This window comes from Candidatus Pantoea deserta, from assembly GCF_003813865.1.
Lineage (GTDB): Bacteria > Pseudomonadota > Gammaproteobacteria > Enterobacterales > Enterobacteriaceae > Pantoea > Pantoea deserta.
The window spans coordinates 187,229-205,358 of sequence record NZ_RMVG01000007.1 but is presented as its reverse complement, the minus strand read 5'-3'; the positions used below and the strand labels follow the sequence as shown (position 1 = coordinate 205,358).

Here is an 18,130-nt window from a genome sequence, read left to right as displayed (position 1 = left end):
TTAAAACTTAAATCCACGATGCAGCGCGACGATGCCGCCGGTCATGTTGTAGTAGGTGGTATTTTCGAAGCCGGCATCGTTCATCATCGCCTTCAGCGTCTCCTGATCGGGATGCATACGGATCGACTCCGCCAGGTAGCGATAGCTTTCGGCATCCTGGGCCACCAGCTGTCCCACGCGCGGCAGGATATGAAACGAATAGGCGTCATAAGCTTTGCTGAGCGGATCGAGCACGGGCTTAGAGAACTCCAGCACCAGCAGACGTCCGCCTGGCTTGAGCACGCGGAACATCGACGCCAGCGCCTTCTCTTTGTCGGTCACGTTACGCAGGCCGAAAGAGATAGTAATGCAGTCGAAATAGTTATCCGGGAAGGGCAGCGCTTCGGCGTTGGCCTGCACGTAGCTGACATTGCCGACTACGCCCAGATTACGCAGCTTATCGCGGCCCATCTTCAGCATGGAACTGTTGATGTCCGCCAGTACTACCTGGCCGTTCTCGCCCACCAGACGGGAAAATTTCGCCGTCAGATCGCCCGTGCCACCCGCCAGATCCAGCACGCGCTGTCCGCGACGCACGCCGCTGCTGTCGATGGTAAAACGCTTCCAGATGCGATGGATGCCAAATGACATCAGATCGTTCATCAGGTCATATTTCGCCGCTACGGAGTGAAACACGTCCGCAACTTTGTCAGCTTTTTCGCTTTTGGCGACCGTCTGAAAGCCAAAATGGGTCGTTTCCTGCTGTGATTCATCTGCCATCGGTTTTACCTGTTCCACAAACAATTCTTTCCGAAGTGTATCAGAGTCAGGGTAGTCAGGCACGCAACGACCCGTTTATTCATGGAGCCGTCTCACGCGCGCGTCCTGCGACCCGGAGAGATCGTCAGGCAGCGGCTCTTCGTCCCAGGCCTTTTCCGGCATCGCCTGCTCGACCAGCTGCGGATTAATTGAGCGTTTAACTTCGACGCCCAGGGATTTAAATGCCTCGCTCTGCGCAATCAGATTGCCGCGCCCTTCCGCCAGTTTCTTCATCGCCTCGCGATAGCTGTTATGGGCTTTGTCGAGACTATGACCGATGCCGCTCATATCATCGACGAACAGCCGCATCTTGTCGTACAGACGCGCCGCGCGCTCGGCAATATGCTGAGCGTTGCGGCTCTGATGCTCGTAACGCCAGAGATTATTAATGGTGCGCAGCGCCACCAGCAGCGTGGTGGGGCTAACCAGCATAATGTTTTGCTGTAGCGCCTCGCTGATCAGCTCTGGCTGGCGATCGATCGCCAGCAAGAACGCGGGTTCGACCGGGATAAACATCAATACGTAATCCAGCGAGCGCAAACCTGCCAGCTGTTGATAATCTTTACGCCCCAGCAGGCGAATATGGCTGCGCACCGCGGCGACATGCTCCTGAAGAGCCTGTTCGCGCGTCACCTCATCTTCCGCATTAAAGTATCGCTCATAGGCCACCAGCGTCATCTTGGCGTCGACCACGACATCTTTACCCTGCGGCAAACGAACGATCACATCGGGCTGCATCCTGCCCTGCTGCTCTGACTGTAGGCTGACCTGCGTCTGATACTCATAGCCTTCGCGCAGGCCAGAGGCTTCCAGCACGCGGCTCAGCACGACTTCGCCCCAGTTCCCCTGAATCTTATTGTCGCCTTTCAGCGCTTTGGTCAGGTTGATCGCCTCCTGCGCCATCTGGGCATTCAGCTGCTGTAGCTGGCGGATTTCATGCGCCAGCGTGTGCCGTTCACGCGCTTCCTGACCAAAGCTGTCGTGCACCTGGCGACGAAAGCCGTCCAGCTGCTCGCGCAGCGGGCCAATCAGGCTGTTCAGGCTCTGACGATTCTGCTCATCGACGCGGCGGCCGCTGTTTTCGAAGATGCGGTTGGCGAGATTTTCAAACTGCGCGCTGAGGCGCTGCTCGCTGTTGGTGAGCAGACGCTGCTTCTCTTCGGCGGCGAAGCGCGTCTCTTCAAGACGGATGGTTACTTCGCGCAGTTCCGCCTCCTGCGCGCTGTTAACTTCAAGCTGATTGCGCAGTTCGCGGTTGAGCTGCTCGCACTCGCCGCGCCAGTAGTCAAGCTGTTGCAGCCGCTCCTGCGCGCCGCTCAGCGCGCCATGCAGCTGGCGCAGCTCCTCTTCCCGCTGTTGCAGTCGCTGCTGGAGCTGGTCGAGTTGCTGTTGCTGACGCTGCTGCGCCTCCTGCTGTAAACGACGCTCGGTGGTAAAGCTGGCTGCCTGATGGCTGGCGCGAAGCTGCGCCAGCATCCAGCCGATGCCCAGCCCGGCGAGCGCCAGACAGGCGCTGATAATAATCTGCTGATCCATAATTCCCTCGCGACGCGCGTTGCTCGGGAAAAGGTAAAGTCGGCCTGTATGAATGTCCAGACTATTTTCGCCCGGAACGCGCTGTTACAGGGCTTTGACCGTCAGCTCGCCCGCTTTCCAGGCGTCGGTGAGAAAGAACGGCATCGGCATGATCCACTCCTCGCCTTTTACCTGCGCCGCATAGACAAAGGCGCGGCCGTTATACGTCAGCTCGACCGGCTGGGACGCTCCTTCGCTCACCGTGGCTTTGCCTGCCATGCTGGCGAAGCCGGCGTTGCTGCCGACGTGAAAGTTATCCATTTTCCAGCGCACCGGCGCATGTGGCGGCCAGGGCTGCGCCTGATGAAAATGAAATATCTCATCGTGGCTGAGCAGACTTTCCCGCACCGTCGGCCAGAGCGTCGCCTTGAGAAAATACTGGTCGGTAAAGCGCGAATTGCCGCGGTAGTGGGCAACAAAGTCGCGCATCGCCTGCGCCATATTACTGAATACGCCGTTACAGCCGCCCCACATCCCCGCCAGCAGCAGTTCGGTATGGGTAAAGTAGTCGCGCATATGGTGGAACCAGTAGGGCGAGGCCAGCCAGGCTTCAACCGCAGCCGCTTCGCGCTCCGACAGCAGCGAATCCGCATCGCGGATAATAAAGCGCTTAACCTGGGGATCGTCCATCACCAGAAAGCGCCACAGCGTCGGAAACAGCGTTTTTTCCTGCGACATGTCGATCAGCTGTACGTGCGGCTGCCTCAGCCGTTGCCAGACGTGCTGCGGCACGCTTTCGTCAAGATAGATGCGGCAGGTCCAGCCAGGATAGAGCGCCTGGGCAACCTCAACATTTTTAATCAGGGTTTCGCAGTAGCGCGGATGGCCGCCATACAGGCTAAACGCGATGATATTCTGCTCAGGCCTGCTGCGATCGATGGGGTCCGGCTGCGCCGCCGGGAAGGCGTAGCGCTCTCCCTGACGGAAGCGCGCGTCGGAGCCGTTCAGCGATTCGAGACCATATTTCGCCAGTTCATCCTGCTTGCCCATCCAGCCGCACAGCTCCGCCAGACCATCTAGCCAGGTTTCCGATGCCGTGGCCCGCAGCGCAGGCGGCGCCTGATAAATTTTCTGATAGACCTTATAGGACCTGGGGTACTGCCCCAGCCGCAGCAGACAGAGCGCGTAGTCGCTCAGCACCTGCATCTGATTAGGCATCGCGCGCAGCACCTCTTCGCAACATTTTGCGGCGGCGGCGTAATTCTGCTGCGCCATATGCTGGCGAAAACGGGCGGCGCTGTCGTTGAGACGCGCCTGCATGGCGGCGGGATTAGCGAATAAGGCAGGTTTCGGTGTCTGGCGCATCAGGCGATCCTCGCTTTTGCTGGAAGAGCAGAGGCAGCGCGTCCGCTGCCTGAAAAGCGTTATAACAAACGGCGCGCCGCTTCGACCACAATTTTTACCGCATCGCTCTCGGTCTGCTTCATGGTTGCCGCATCCGGGATCTCTTTCTGGGTGCGGTTAACGATTACGCCCGCCACCATCCCCGCGCGCAGTCCCTGGCTGGCGCACATCGTCAGCAGCGTGGCGGATTCCATCTCATAGTTCAGCACGCCCATCTGCTGCCACTCTTTCATCGACCCCTGGAAACGGCTGACGACGCGACCGGAAAAGGTATCGTAGCGCTCCTGGCCGGGATAGAAGGTATCTGACGAGGCGGTAACACCGATATGGGTGGTTGCGCCGCTCGCCTCTGCCGCCGCCACCAGCGCGGTGGTACAGGCGAAATCCGCGACGGCGGGAAACTCCAGCGGCGCGAAGTGCTGGCTGGCGCCGTCAAGACGCACCGCGCCAGTGGTGACCAGCACGTCGCCGACGTTAATGTGCGGCTGAATTGCGCCGGTGGTGCCGACGCGCAGAAAAGTGCGTACACCCAGCTGCGCCAGCTCTTCCACGGCGATAGAGGTGGAAGGGCCGCCGATGCCGGTCGAGCAGACCACCACGGGTTTGCCGTCCAGCTTCGCCAGCCATGACGTAAATTCACGATGCGAGGCCAGCGGCTGGGCATCAGCCATCAGTCCGGCAATTTTCTTTACGCGCTCTGGATCGCCGGGGACGATAGCCAGAGTGGCGCCCTGTAGATCGGCTTTGGTCAGGCCAAGGTGAAAAACGTCAGACATAGCAGACTCCTGAAAAGAGAGGTGAAGCGCGTCACTCTACGCGAGCGCGGCATAAATTTATGTGATAACAATCACTAACGAAAATGAATGTTACATTTAATCAGAAACGTAATGAGAATCAGATCACATAAACAACCCATTCAGAATGTCATTGCTACAAGCTGTGTGCGTCAACCTTTGCAGCAGTGTTAAAGAGAAGAGTGTTTTTGATCGTCCCCTACTCTGTTCCCGATCTCTGGTCCAGACCCGATCTGGCCAGGCTATAGTTACCTGATTGCGCTACTGCCAGCACGGAGAGAAAAATGAAAACCGAAGACAATATGGCACAAAAATCATCGACGGGCGGCTTTGCACCTGCCGTGCAGCCGACCGCCTCGACCACTATCCATACTGACAGCGCCTCTCTTCAGGCAGGCGAAACCTCAGTGCCCAGCCAGGGCGAGAACATGCCTGCTTACTATGCGAAGCCCAAAGAGAGCAGCGGCCCGCTGCCGGTTGTGCTGGTGGTGCAGGAGATCTTTGGCGTACACGAACATATCCGCGACATCTGCCGCCGACTGGCGCTGGAAGGCTATCTGGCCGTCGCGCCGGAACTCTATTTCCGCGAAGGCGATCCCAACGATTACCACGACATCCCTACCCTGTTTAAAGAGCTGGTCAGCAAAGTGCCGGACAGCCAGGTGCTCTCCGATCTTGACCATGCCGCTAACTGGGCCGCGCGCAACGGCGGTGATATTCGTCGTATGGGCATTACCGGCTTCTGCTGGGGCGGCCGGATTAGCTGGCTCTACGCGGCGCACAACCCGCAGCTGCGCGCCGCCGCCGCCTGGTATGGCCGTCTGATGGGCGAAAAAACCATGAAGCAGCAGAAGCATCCGATCGATGTCGCCGTGGATTTAGGCGCGCCGGTGCTGGGCCTGTACGGCGGCCAGGATGAGAGCATCCCGCTGGAAAGCGTAGAGCAGATGCGTCAGGCGCTGCACGCCGCGAATGCTAAAGCAGAGATTGTGGTCTATCCCGATGCGGGTCACGCTTTCAACGCCGACTATCGTCCGAGCTATCACGCCGAATCCGCGCAGGACGGCTGGGCGCGTATGCTGGCGTGGTTTAAGCAATTTGGGGTGGCGTAACGCGCTGTCATTTCAGGCCCACATCAGGTGACGGGCGCCGTGCGCCCGTCGTTTACCCGCCGCTTCGTGCCTCAGCACATTAATAAGCGCCGCGCAGCTTCCTTGCCGCCTCTACCATATTCGCCAGCGCCTGGCGGGTTTCCGTCCAGCCGCGCGTTTTCAGACCACAGTCCGGGTTAACCCATAAACGCTCTTGCGGAATGCTCTGCGCCGCTTTACGCAGCAGATCCTCTATCCACGCCACGCTCGGAACGTTCGGCGAGTGAATATCGTAAACGCCTGGGCCGATTTCATTTGGGTATTCAAACGCCTTAAAGGATTCCAGCAGCTCCATATCGGAGCGCGAAGTTTCAATGGTGATCACGTCCGCGTCCAGCGCGGCAATCGCGTGCATGATGTCGTTGAACTCGCAGTAACACATATGGGTGTGAATCTGGGTATCATCTTTCGCCACGGCGGCATTCAGGCGGAAGGCATCAACGGCCCAGTTGAGATAAGCAGCCCAGTCGGACTGGTGCAGCGGCAGACCTTCGCGCAGCGCCGGTTCGTCGATCTGAATAATGCCGATACCCGCCGCTTCCAGATCGGCGACCTCATCGCGCAGCGCCAGCGCGATCTGCTTCGCGATGGTTTCACGCGAGACGTCTTCGCGCGGGAAGGACCAGCAGAGGATGGTGACAGGACCGGTCAGCATTCCTTTTACCGGCTTGTCCGTCAGCGACTGGGCGTATTTCGCCCATTCGACAGTGATCGGCTGCGGACGGCTAACGTCACCGATAATGACTGGCGGCTTGACGCAGCGCGAGCCGTAGCTCTGTACCCAGCCGTTCTGGGTGAAGACGAAGCCATCAAGGTTCTCACCGAAGTACTCCACCATATCGTTACGCTCAGCTTCGCCGTGCACCAGCACGTCGAGGCCGAGACGCTCCTGCTCGACGATCGCCTGCTTAATATGTTCCGCGATGCCGGTGCGATAGTGCCCACCGTCAATGTTGCCTTTTTTGAAGTCGAGACGCAGGCTGCGAATCTCAGTGGTCTGCGGGAATGACCCAATGGTAGTGGTCGGCCAGGCAGGCAGATTAAAGCGGCTGCGCTGCGCCCTGGCGCGCTCGGGATAGGCGCTGGCACGCTGAGTATCCTGGGCGGAAATCGCCGCCAGGCGCTTGCCGACAGCGGCATTGTGTACGCGGCTGGAGTGCGCGCGGCTGCGAATCGGCGCGCTCCAGGCCTCCAGCGAGGCTGCGTCATTGTTATTCAGTGCCTCGCTCAGCAGCTTTAGCTCGCCGCATTTTTGCAGCGCAAAGGCGAACCAGCTTTTCACCTCGTCATCGAGCCGGGTTTCCACGCTCAGATCGATCGGGCTGTGCAGCAGCGAGCAAGAGGAGCCGACCCACAACAGCTTGCGCTGGCTTACCAGCGGCTGAATCCGCCTAAACCAGCGGCTCAGATCGGCGCGCCAGACGTTACGCCCGTTGATCACGCCAAGCGACAGCAGCCACTCGGCCGGCAGCTGCGCATCTAGCCGGGCGACATCATCCTGACCGTGCACCAGATCGACATGCAAACCCTGAACCGGCAGCTCGCGGATCGCGTCGATATTCTGGCTAATGCTGTCAAAGTAGGTGGTCAGCAGCAGCTTTACGCGGTCCTGTAGCGCGCGATACGCCGGTTTGAAGGCATCGCGCCATGCCTGCGGCAGCTCCAGCGCCAGCGCCGGTTCGTCAATCTGCACCCACTCAATATCGCGCTTGCTCAGCTCGTCCAGCACCTGCTGGTAGACCGGCAGAATGTCAGCCAGCAGCGACAGCCGGTCAAACGGCTCGCCCTTAACCTTACCCAGCCACAGATAAGTAACCGGCCCGAGCAGCACTGGCTTCACCTTATGGCCCAGCGCCAGCGCTTCGTCCACCTCATCCAGCAGCTGCGTCCAGGTCAGCCTGAACTGCTGACCGCGGGTAAATTCCGGCACGATGTAGTGGTAGTTGGTGTTAAACCATTTCGTCATCTCGGCTGCCGCCGCCGGTTCGCCGGTCGGCGCGCGGCCGCGAGCTATGCGGAACAGCGTGTCCAGATCGACCGAGCCATCTTTGTTCTGATGGCGCGCCGGAACATTGCCCAGCAGCAGGCTGGTGGTCAGGACATGATCGTACCAGGCGAAATCGCCGACCGGCAGCAGATCCACGCCCGCCGCCTTCTGCTGCTGCCAGTGCCGCGCGCGCAGTTCACGACCTGTAGCCAGTAGTTCTTCCTGCGTCGCTTTGCCCGCCCAGTAGTTCTCCTGCGCTTTTTTCAGTTCACGACGCAGGCCGACCCTGGGGAAGCCGAGGGTATGATTTAAAATGGTCATTAGCAGTTCTCCAGATTTTTTCTCAGGCCTCGTCTGGAAGACTGGGATGTTTAGCCGTCCAGATGTTTACACCGCTATAATCTGCGGGTACTGTATGTTCCTCAAGCGCAAATTGTTCAATCTCGACGTGAAGGACTCTCATGATCGAACTCAAGCACCTGCGGACCCTTCAGGCTCTGCGTAATACCGGCTCGCTGGCCGCCGCCGCCGCACAGCTGCATCAGACGCAATCGGCGTTGTCCCATCAGTTCAGCGATCTCGAACAGCGGCTGGGATTCCGCCTGTTCGTCCGGAAAAGTCAGCCGCTGCGATTCACGCCGCAGGGCGAAATATTGTTGCAGCTGGCCGAGCAGGTGCTGCCGCAGATCCAGCAGGCGTTGCAGTCGTGCCACGAGCCGCATCAGGCTACGCTACGCATCGCCATTGAGTGCCACAGCTGTATTCAGTGGCTAACGCCCGCGCTGGATAACTTTCGCCAGAGCTGGCCGCAGGTGGTGATGGATTTCAAATCGGGCGTAACCTTCGATCCGCAACCCGCTCTTCAGCAGGGCGAACTGGATGTGGTGCTGACCTCCGATATTCTGCCGCGCAGCGGCCTGCACTACACGCCGATGTTCGACTTCGAGGTGCGGCTGGTGATGGCGCCGGATCACCCGCTGGTGCAGGTTGAACACATTTCGCCTGAAGATCTGGCGGAAGAGGTGCTGATGATCTATCCGGTACAGCGACAGCGGCTGGACATCTGGCGCTATTTTTTGCAACCCGCAGGCGTCAGTCCGGCGTTAAAGAGCGTGGATAACACCCTGTTGCTGATCCAGATGGTGTCGGCGCGCATGGGGATCGCCGCTTTGCCGCACTGGGTCGTGGAAACCTTTGAAAAACAGGGCTTAGTGGTCACCAGAACGCTGGGCGACGGCTTGTGGAGTCGCCTGTACGCCGCCGTGCGCGACGGCGAGCAGCGCCAGCCGGTGCTGGAAGCCTTTACCCGCTTTGCGCGCCAGCACGCCTGTGAACATCTGCCGTTTGTTCGTGATGCCGCTCAGCCTGGCGCGATTTTGCAACGCTGAGACGCAAATTCCCCTATAATGCGCAGCCTGTTTATCGACCAAGAGACCTTCTCACCATGACTAATAATGATATTCTGCGCAGCGTGCGCTTTATGCTGGATTTAAGCGATGCCAAAGTGGTGGAGATTTTCGCGCTGGCCGATAGCGAAGTGCCGCTGAGCGATGTACAGACATGGCTAAAAAAAGAAGAGGATCCGGCGTTTAAACCGCTGCCTGATGTGCTGATGGGCTACTTCCTCAACGGCCTGATTTTCCTGCGCCGTGGCAAAAGCGAGGATGCCCCTGCGCCCTCTATCGAGCGCCGCATGAACAACAATATTTTTATGAAAAAACTGCGTATCGCGTTTGATCTTAAAACCAGCGATATTCCCGACGTGCTGGCAAAAGCAAACTTCAATGTTTCACAGGCTGAGATCGGCGCTATTTTTCGCAAACCGGATCACAAAAATTATCGCGAGTGCGGCGACCAGATCATGCGTAATTTTCTGAAAGGTTTGACGCTGACGTTGCGCCCGACGCCGTCGGTGAAAAGCAAATAATTATTTATTTTCCGGCAGGTTATTGTTTAACTTGTCGGATATCAAAGTTCTCGCGTTTATCGAAAAAACTATTATTTACTTTCTTCTGCGCCTGTATTAATTATTTCCGCTGCGGCAGGTTTAAGCATGCCGCATTCCTGTTAACGTTTACTCTAAGGAAAGAACTATGCGTCAGTTAAGCAATGAAGAAATTATGCACGTCAGTGGCGGCGCCTGGCTTGACGAAAATGGTCAGATCCAGACCTCCGAGCTGCTTGAAAAATACAATAATTTTGCTGAAGGCATTAATAATATCGTTAACTTCTTCAATACTATTTTCCATCTGAACATTCCTCAAGTTCCCCTAATGGTTGGGGCGACGGCTAAATAAGCCAGTTATTCAGTGTAACCGGAAGCAGCCGTCTATATCGCTAAATTCTACTGATAAGATGCTGCTGCTTCTGTGAATGGCTGAAAATAAAGCGCGGAGGCTTATATAAGAAAAAGATAACAGATACGGTCATATTATCGCGCCGAAAAAAATATTTCCTGTGACTTATCCCTGCATAAAAACACACTGAAAGCAGCCGCTACTTTAAAAACGAATTTATTAACCAGTAAGCTTTCTGAATATTCACGGCTATCGGTAAGCAAATGAAACAGGGCTGGAGCCTTTACCAAATATCGCTATGCAAAAAAATCCGTCAGAGAGTCTGCCCTGACGGAGTATATCGACATAACTCAGCTGTGGCGCACCACCCAGCGTTTATGCACATACAGCGAGGCGAAAATAACCAACGCGCCCATGATAAAGCTGGGCCAGTGGGGTTTCTGCTGCCAGATTGCCAGGTTCACCAGCAGCCCGGCCGGAACGTGCATATTATTCATAATGCCCAGCGTGCCCGCGTCCACCTGCGTCGCGCCATAGTTCCACATAAAATACCCCAGCCCTGACGCGGCAATCCCCAGCCACACCAGCACTCCCCATTGCAATGAGGTTGTCGGCAATTTGTCAGCATTGCCCCACAGGCACCAGGCAATAACTGCAATTAATACCGCACCGAGGTAAAACCACGAAAACGCGGTGTGCTGCGGCATAGGCCTTGTTTCCTGGAGACGCTTATAGCCCACCATGCCTACGGCGAAGCAGATATTAGCCAGCTGCACCAGCAGCAGGCCAAACCAGAAGTGGTCGCTTACCTGGTCATAGCGGATAATGGCTGCGCCCGCTACCGCCAGCAGCGCGCTAAAGGCGTAACCGATACGCAGCGGCCGCTTGCTTATCAGGTCATAAATCAGCGTGACATAGAGCGGCGTCATCACGGTAAACAGCAGAAACTCAGAGACGCTCAGGTAAAGATAGGCTTCGAAGCTAATCAAGTACATGATGCCGAGCTGTAGCATTCCTACCAGCATGTAAAGCAGCAGCGTTGAGGGACGATAACCGCGCCAGCGCAAGAAAGGCAAAAACACCAGCGCGGCCAGCGCCAGCCGCATTAATACCGAGAACCAGGTATCCACCTGCCCCGCCAGATATTCTCCGATAAGGCTAAAAGAAAAAGCCCAGAGAACGGTCGTTACGATCAATAACAGCACAGCTTCGATCCTGAAAAAAAGAGAGGGCGATAGTGTAATCAATGCGCGGTTATTGCGCGGCGGTTTCTGGTTTACGACTGTTCAAAAAAAGACCCATCAGTACAGCGTGATGTCATTGTCTCTGAGCAGTAATGCCTGCACGGAAAAATTCTCTGCTGTGATTGTCATAAAAGTGTAACAAATGTGTCAACTATCACAGCCCGCATGCGCGTAAATCGCCAACATAGACGCGGAAAGGAACACGGCGCTTCATTGCTGAGCGAAACCGATAATTCCACTTACGACAACGCGCCCTGGAGGGCCTTTATGCTGAGTATTTTTAAACCTGCGCCGCATCGACAGCAGGTCTCTGAGGATCGCGTCGATCCCCTCTATCGTCGTCTGCGCTGGCAGATCTTTCTGGGTATCTTTTTTGGTTATGCCGCCTACTATCTGGTGCGTAAAAATTTCGCTCTGACGATGCCCTATCTGGTCGAACAGGGCTTTTCGCGCGGCGATCTCGGCTTTGCGCTTTCAGGTATCTCGATTGCCTACGGCTTCTCTAAATTTATTATGGGTTCAGTCTCTGACCGCTCCAATCCGCGCGTATTTTTACCGGCCGGACTGATTCTGGCAGCTGCGGTAATGTTGATTATGGGCTTTGTTCCCTGGGCCACCTCCAGCATTATGATCATGTTTGCCCTGCTGTTTATTTGCGGCTGGTTTCAGGGGATGGGCTGGCCGCCGTGCGGGCGCACTATGGTGCACTGGTGGTCGCAAAAAGAGCGTGGCGGTATCGTCTCGGTGTGGAACTGCGCGCACAATGTGGGCGGCGGTATTCCTCCCCTGCTGTTTCTGCTCGGCATGGCCTGGTTTAATGACTGGAAAGCGGCGCTCTATATGCCTGCTTTCGCCGCTATCGCCGTCGCGCTGATCGCCTTCGCGTTAATGCGCGATACGCCGCAATCCTGCGGGCTGCCGCCGATCGAAGCCTGGAGAAACGACTATCCGCCGGATTACAACGCCTCTCACGAAGAGGAGCTGACGGCCAGGCAAATTTTCACTCAGTACGTTCTGCCTAATAAGCTGCTGTGGTATATCGCGCTGGCAAACGTCTTTGTCTACCTGCTGCGCTACGGCATTCTTGACTGGTCGCCAACCTATCTGAAAGAGGTAAAACACTTCACGCTGGATAAGTCATCCTGGGCTTACTTCTTTTATGAATACGCCGGCATTCCCGGCACGCTGCTGTGCGGCTGGATGTCGGATAAAGTACTTAAGGGAAATCGCGGCGCAACCGGCGTCTTTTTTATGACGCTGGTGACTATCGCCACGGTAGTTTACTGGTTAAACCCGCCGGGTAATCCAGGCGTCGATATGCTCTGTATGATTGTTATCGGCTTCTTGATTTACGGTCCGGTGATGCTGATTGGCCTGCATGCGCTGGAGCTGGCGCCGAAAAAAGCGGCGGGTACGGCGGCGGGCTTCACCGGCCTGTTCGGTTATCTGGGCGGCTCGGTCGCCGCCAGCGCGATAGTGGGCTATACCGTAGACTTCTTCGGCTGGGACGGCGGTTTTCTGGTGATGGTGGCAGGCTGCGTGCTGGCCGTGATCCTGCTGCTGCTCACCATGGTCAACGAACGCAAGCATAAACAGCAGCTCGCGTCACAGTGATAGTCAGGCCGGTATCGCACCGGCCTGTCATCTTATGCCAGAAACAGCGTGCGCAGCGTATGCGGCACCGCGTCGTCCGCGTTGCTGCCGATCACTTCCAGCGTCGGCAGCGTCTCTTTGAGGCGCTGATGCGCGTTGCGCATAATGCAGCCCTTGCCCGCCATGCTCAGCATCTCGACATCATTCATGCCGTCGCCAAAGGCGATACAGGCTTTCAGCGAGTGACCAAGCTGTTTTGCTACCGCCTCCAGCGCATGGCCTTTTGATACGCCGCCCGCCATCACCTCCAGACAGGTCGGCAGCGAGAAGCTGACGTTAACGCGGTCGCCCCAGCGCGCCTGCAACGCCATCTCAAGCGGGATCAGCGCCTCGGGATCGTCGCTGGTGAAAAAGACCTTACTGATATTATCGCCGGGCAGCAGGCCAGGCTCATAAACCTGATAGTTAAAGACTGACTCGCGAAAGTAGTCCTGCTCGGCTGGCCGCGCCTGGCTTATAAACCACTCATCGTCACGATAAACGTGAGTAAGAATGTCGGGACTGGTGTAGTGCAGGCCGAACAACTCCAGCGCAATATCTTCATCAAGGTTATGGCTGAATACCAGTTCCCCTTCGGCATTGTGCACACGCGCGCCGTTCGACGTGATCATATAGGCGGGAATACCCAGCTTGTCGCGCATCTGCCCTACGTCGATATAGTGGCGACCCGTGGCGAAGACAAAGTGAATATCGCGCGCTACCAGCTGTTGCAGTACCTCGTGCGCGTAGGGCGTCAGGCGATGGTCGGGAGAGAGCAGCGTGCCATCCAGGTCGGATGCGACGATTTGAAACATGAAAACCTCAGGTCGTGTTTTGGGCCGTAGCCGGTAAGGTAAGAAGTCGAATTAAGGGTGCGCCTCAAAAAAAGTAATCAGCGCATTCAGCGCCTGAGCGCGCATGGCGTCCTTTTCAAACAGGATCTCGTGGCGCGCGCCCTGAATGACCTGCGCTTCGCAGGGATGCCCCGCCTCGGTCATCATGGTGCAAAAGAGATCCTGCGAGCGGTTATCCACCACCCGATCGTCGCCGGCCTGCAATAACAGGATCGGCGTGGTGATGGTGCTCGCCAGGCTCAAAATATTACGTCCGGCGTGGATGCCTTCGCGCACCCAGTGATAGGTCGGGCCGCCGACGCGGATCGCCGGATCGTCAGCGTAAAAACGCAGGCTGCGGCGATAGCGCTCGGTGCTGTGCGTCAGGCGATTAATACCAAACGGATTGGCTCGCCAGCGTCCGGTGCCCAGCGCATAGCCCTCGCGCATCGCCGGACGCTTTTCCGCCCAGTCAAGAATGCGGTTCGCCAGAAAACCAGGCATCGGCAGCGCAATGCCAAACATCGGGGCCACCAGCGTTACGGCATGAAATGCCTGCGGCTGCCGCGCCAGAAACAGCGTCAGGATCGCGCCGCCCATAGAGTGCGCCAGCGCATAGCGCTGCTGATAATGGCCGCTGACAATCTCTTTCAGATAGAGCGTTTCCAGATCGTCCACATAGTGAGTGAACTCCACAACATGCCCGCGATGCGAATCCTGCAACAGGCGATCGGAACGCCCCTGACCGCGATGGTCGAGGATGACAACGTCAAAGCCGCAGTGGAACAGGTCATAGGCCAGCTCAGGGTATTTGACGTAGCTTTCAATGCGGCCCGGTACGACAAGGATAACGCGCTTATGTTGCGGCGCGGTGAAACGCACATAGCGCAGGGTGACGTTTTCTACGCCGACAAACTCCCGCTCTTCGCGGCTATGCCAGAAGTCGAGCAGCGGGCCGTGCGCGAAGGCAGCGAACGCTTTTTCCCGATTAAGCCAGCTCGCTTTATGTCGTTCCATCTTTCCTCCTACAGACGAGTGTCAGGCCGCCTGTCTGGCCCGTAGCGTCGCGCTTGTTTCTGGCGTATTGTGTCATATTTCCGCCCAGACAGGGAGCGCAACCCATGACCACTGAATGGTGGCTGACCTACCTTCTTACCACCACTATCCTTAGCCTTTCGCCTGGCTCCGGCGCTATCAATACCATGAGTACTGGCATCAGCCACGGCTATCGCGGCGCGGCGGCGTCAATTAGCGGGTTACAACTGGGTCTTGGCATCCATATCGTGCTGGTGGGTATTGGACTGGGCGCGCTGTTTTCGCAGTCGCTGCTGGCGTTCGAGATCCTTAAGTGGGCGGGCGCGGCCTATCTGGTGTGGCTCGGCATTCAGCAGTGGCGCTCGGCGGGCGCGATCGATCTGAATGCGGTTTCCAAAGCGATGCCGCGTCGTCGCCTGTTTCAGCGCGCGCTGCTGGTGAACCTCACCAACCCCAAAAGCATTGTATTTCTCGCCGCTCTGTTTCCGCAGTTTATCCTGCCGCATCAGCCGCAGGCCATTCAGTACCTGGTGCTTGGCGCGACCACCATTGTCGTCGATATTATCGTGATGATTGGCTACGCCACATTAGCGACGCGTATCGCGGCGTGGATTAAGGGACCGAAGCAGATGAAACTGCTGAACCGTATTTTTGGCGGGTTGTTTATGGCGGTCGGCGCGCTGCTGGCAAGCGCCAGGAGGATTGCCTGAAGATAGCGCTAATGGACAGCGCCGTCGGCGGCGCAGTCAGATGGCGGGCGGACAGCGCGCAGTCGCCGCAGCGTACTTAGCGTACGTGAGGACGACGAGCACTGCCCAACCGCAAGCTGGCAAGTAAGCCAGCCGCTAAGGGTCAGAGCCGTCGGCGGCGCAGTCAGATAGCGGGCGGACAGCGCGCAGTCGCCGCAGCGTACTTAGCGTACGTGAGGACGACGAGCACTGCCCAACCGCAAGCTGGCAAGTAAGCCAGGCTCTAGCGCGAAATGATCAGGTGAATGCCGAAACCGGCAAACAACACCCCCGCCACGCCATCCACCCATTTGGCCGCGCGCTGATACTTATCACGCATCCATGGCAGGGCAAAAATCGCAGCCACCAGCGTAAACCACACAAAGGTTTCGCCAATAATTAGCAGGAACAGACCCCAGCGCGCCAGCGCGCCGACATCGTTGCCGACAAACAGCGAAAAGACGCTGCCGAAGTAGATGATGGCTTTCGGATTGGACAGATTAGTGAGGAAGCCTTTCAGGAAGCTCATGCCTTTTTTCGGCAGCGCTACGACGGGCGCATCCTGTATCGGCTGCTTATGACGCTGACGCGCGGAACAGAGCAGCTGCCAGCCCATCCACAACAGATAGACGCCGCCGCCAACCATAATGATCTCATGCAGCCAGGCCATCTTCTCCAGAATCAGATGCAGCCCCATCAGCGCCACGCCGGCCCAGATCACAATGCCGAGCGTAATGCCCAGCACGCCCATCATCGCCTCTTTGCGCGAGCGGCTGGCGGCCGTTTGCGAAACAAAAAAGAAGTCCGGTCCGGGACTCATCAGCGCGACCAGATGCACCAGCGCGACCGTAGCGAATAACATCAGCATGGGTAGTATCCTTTACTCTTCATCATCAAGATGCTCTTTGATCATCACCAGGAAGGGTTTGCCAAAGCGCTCTAGTTTGCGGTGACCCACGCCGTTGACGCTCAGCATCTCCGACGCCGTCATCGGCATCTGCTCCGCCATCTCAATCAGCGTGGCGTCGTTAAACACCACATAGGGCGGAATATTCTCTTCATCAGCAATGGCTTTACGCAGCTTGCGCAGTTTGGCGAACAGCTTGCGATCGTAGTTGCCGCCGTAAATTTTCGGCGAGCCGCTGCTTTTGGGCTTCGCCGCGTTCAGGCGCGGCACCGCCAGCATCAGCGGCAATTCGCCGCGCAGTACCGGGCGCGCCGCTTCCGTCAGCTGCAATGCGGAGTGCATGGCGATGTTTTGCGTCACCAGCCCCAGGTGGATTAGCTGGCGCAGCACGCTGACCCAGTGTTCATGGCTCTGATCGCGGCCAATGCCGTAAACCGGCAGCTTGTCATGACCCTGATCGCGGATGCGCTGATTATTGGCCCCGCGCAGCACTTCAACCACATAGCCCATGCCGAAACGCTGTCCAACGCGATAGATGCAGGAAAGCGCCTTTTGCGCCTCGACCAGACCGTCGTAGCGCTTTGGCGGGTCCAGACAGATATCGCAGTTGTCGCACGGCTGCTGGCGACCTTCGCCAAAATAGTTAAGCAGCACCAGACGACGGCAGGTTTGCGCTTCGGCAAACGCGCCCATGGCGTTGAGTTTATGTCGCTCAATGTCCTGTAACGGGCCTGGCGCCTTCTCTTCCAGGCATTTGCGCAGCCACGCCATATCCGCCGGATCGTAAAGCATCATGGCTTCGGCTGGCAGCCCGTCGCGTCCGGCGCGACCGGTTTCCTGATAGTAGGATTCGATATTGCGCGGAATATCGAAGTGCACCACGAAGCGTACGTTGGGCTTGTTAATTCCCATGCCAAACGCCACCGTCGCCACCACGATTTGCAAATCGTCGCGCTGGAAGGCTTCCTGCACGCGGGCGCGCTGCGCGCTGTCGATACCGGCGTGATAGGCGCCCACGCTTAGCCCGCGGCTTTGCAGGCGCGCGGCGGTGTCTTCGACTTTAGCGCGGCTGTTGCAGTAAATGATGCCGCTTTTGCCACGCTGATCCTGAACATAGCGCAGCAGCTGATCGGTCGGCTTAAATTTTTCTACCAGCGTGTAGCGAATATTGGGGCGATCGAAGCTGCTGATCTGGATCAGCGGGTCCTGCATATGCAGCAGGTGGACAATGTCGTTGCGCGTGGTTTCATCGGCGGTCGCAGTCAACGCCATCACCGGCAGCTGCGGGAAACGCTGACGCAGCTGGCCCAGCGCGCCATATTCAGGACGGAAGTCGTGTCCCCACTGCGAAATACAGTGCGCCTCGTCAACCGCCAGCATTGCCGGCTGCCAGTGCGCCAGGCTCTCGAGGAAGTTATCCATCATCAGACGCTCAGGCGCGATGTAGAGCAGCTTCACCCGCCCGGTTCGGCAGTCCGCCATCACCTGCTGCTGCTGCTCACGCGTCATCGTGGAGTTGAGGCACGCCGCCGCCACGCCGTTGGCCAGCAGCTGATCGACCTGATCTTTCATCAGGGAAATCAGCGGCGAGACCACCAGCGTCAGTCCCTCTTGCACCAGCGCCGGGATCTGATAGCAGAGCGATTTGCCGCCGCCGGTGGGCATCACCACCAGACAATCCCGTCCGCTCAGCGCCGCATCAATAATGGTTTGCTGGCCGGGACGAAAATGCTGATAGCCAAAGGTATCCTGCAATACCTGCTGCGCCAGCGATTCCTGATTATGTACTGCCGAGATTGCCACTG

The 18,130-nt window shown here is 57.5% G+C and carries 16 protein-coding genes; 6 read left to right on the top strand and 10 right to left on the bottom strand.

Annotated features, from left to right (window positions below):
• The 4 genes from ubiE to udp form a co-directional block, all read right to left on the bottom strand.
• Entirely contained in the window at positions 1-759 is a 759-nt protein-coding gene (ubiE, locus tag BBB56_RS11710) for a bifunctional demethylmenaquinone methyltransferase/2-methoxy-6-polyprenyl-1,4-benzoquinol methylase UbiE (protein WP_123801128.1), read from the bottom strand.
• A gap of 75 nt (positions 760-834) precedes the next feature.
• Complete coding sequence (rmuC, locus tag BBB56_RS11705) at positions 835-2,334, bottom strand: DNA recombination protein RmuC (RefSeq protein ID WP_123801127.1); 1,500 nt, start codon at positions 2,332-2,334, stop codon at positions 835-837.
• Positions 2,335-2,418: 84 nt separating this feature from the next.
• Complete coding sequence (locus BBB56_RS11700; protein WP_123801126.1) at positions 2,419-3,678, bottom strand: tetratricopeptide repeat protein; 1,260 nt, start codon at positions 3,676-3,678, stop codon at positions 2,419-2,421.
• Between the two features lie 59 nt (positions 3,679-3,737).
• Positions 3,738-4,493, bottom strand: coding sequence for a uridine phosphorylase (gene udp, locus BBB56_RS11695; RefSeq protein WP_081137960.1), 756 nt, complete (start codon positions 4,491-4,493; stop codon positions 3,738-3,740).
• Positions 4,494-4,795: 302 nt separating this feature from the next.
• Between udp and BBB56_RS11690 the strand changes: the two genes are divergently transcribed.
• Entirely contained in the window at positions 4,796-5,623 is an 828-nt protein-coding gene (locus BBB56_RS11690) for a dienelactone hydrolase family protein (protein ID WP_123801125.1), read from the top strand.
• Positions 5,624-5,702: 79 nt separating this feature from the next.
• Here the strand turns inward: BBB56_RS11690 and metE are convergent, their stop codons facing one another.
• Positions 5,703-7,970, bottom strand: coding sequence for a 5-methyltetrahydropteroyltriglutamate--homocysteine S-methyltransferase (metE, locus tag BBB56_RS11685; RefSeq protein ID WP_123801124.1), 2,268 nt, complete (start codon positions 7,968-7,970; stop codon positions 5,703-5,705).
• 140 nt (positions 7,971-8,110) lie between these two features.
• Between metE and metR the strand changes: the two genes are divergently transcribed.
• From metR to BBB56_RS11670, 3 genes are all read left to right on the top strand, one after another.
• Complete coding sequence (gene metR, locus BBB56_RS11680) at positions 8,111-9,037, top strand: HTH-type transcriptional regulator MetR (protein ID WP_123801123.1); 927 nt, start codon at positions 8,111-8,113, stop codon at positions 9,035-9,037.
• A 56-nt stretch (positions 9,038-9,093) separates the two neighbouring features.
• Entirely contained in the window at positions 9,094-9,576 is a 483-nt protein-coding gene (locus tag BBB56_RS11675; protein ID WP_123801122.1) for a YehS family protein, read from the top strand.
• A 166-nt stretch (positions 9,577-9,742) separates the two neighbouring features.
• The gene (locus BBB56_RS11670; protein WP_123801121.1) at positions 9,743-9,946 is read left to right on the top strand and encodes a hypothetical protein; all 204 of its coding nucleotides are present in this window, start codon (positions 9,743-9,745) and stop codon (positions 9,944-9,946) included.
• 350 nt (positions 9,947-10,296) lie between these two features.
• Here BBB56_RS11670 and BBB56_RS11665 read toward each other — a convergent pair whose 3' ends face one another.
• A complete protein-coding gene (locus BBB56_RS11665; RefSeq protein WP_123801120.1) occupies positions 10,297-11,151 on the bottom strand; it encodes a carboxylate/amino acid/amine transporter in 855 nt (284 codons plus the stop codon).
• Positions 11,152-11,457: 306 nt separating this feature from the next.
• Here BBB56_RS11665 and glpT point away from each other — a divergent pair, with 306 nt between their 5' ends.
• Positions 11,458-12,804, top strand: coding sequence for a glycerol-3-phosphate transporter (glpT, locus tag BBB56_RS11660; protein WP_123801119.1), 1,347 nt, complete (start codon positions 11,458-11,460; stop codon positions 12,802-12,804).
• Between the two features lie 32 nt (positions 12,805-12,836).
• Here the strand turns inward: glpT and yigL are convergent, their stop codons facing one another.
• Positions 12,837-13,637, bottom strand: coding sequence for a sugar/pyridoxal phosphate phosphatase YigL (gene yigL / locus BBB56_RS11655; RefSeq protein ID WP_123801118.1), 801 nt, complete (start codon positions 13,635-13,637; stop codon positions 12,837-12,839).
• A gap of 51 nt (positions 13,638-13,688) precedes the next feature.
• Positions 13,689-14,672 (bottom strand): lysophospholipase L2, encoded by a 984-nt coding sequence (gene pldB, locus BBB56_RS11650; RefSeq protein WP_123801117.1) that lies wholly within the window; start codon positions 14,670-14,672, stop codon positions 13,689-13,691.
• A 104-nt stretch (positions 14,673-14,776) separates the two neighbouring features.
• Between pldB and rhtB the strand changes: the two genes are divergently transcribed.
• Positions 14,777-15,400, top strand: a complete 624-nt coding sequence (gene rhtB / locus BBB56_RS11645) for a homoserine/homoserine lactone efflux protein (protein WP_123801116.1) — start codon at positions 14,777-14,779, stop codon at positions 15,398-15,400.
• Positions 15,401-15,662: 262 nt separating this feature from the next.
• On the opposite strand, the gene rhtC is transcribed toward rhtB, so the two are convergent.
• Positions 15,663-16,286 (bottom strand): threonine export protein RhtC, encoded by a 624-nt coding sequence (gene rhtC / locus BBB56_RS11640; RefSeq protein ID WP_123801115.1) that lies wholly within the window; start codon positions 16,284-16,286, stop codon positions 15,663-15,665.
• 12 nt (positions 16,287-16,298) lie between these two features.
• Positions 16,299-18,128: an ATP-dependent DNA helicase RecQ gene (gene recQ, locus BBB56_RS11635; RefSeq protein WP_123801114.1), complete on the bottom strand. Its 1,830-nt coding sequence runs from the start codon at positions 18,126-18,128 to the stop codon at positions 16,299-16,301.
• Positions 18,129-18,130: the final 2 nt, after the last annotated feature.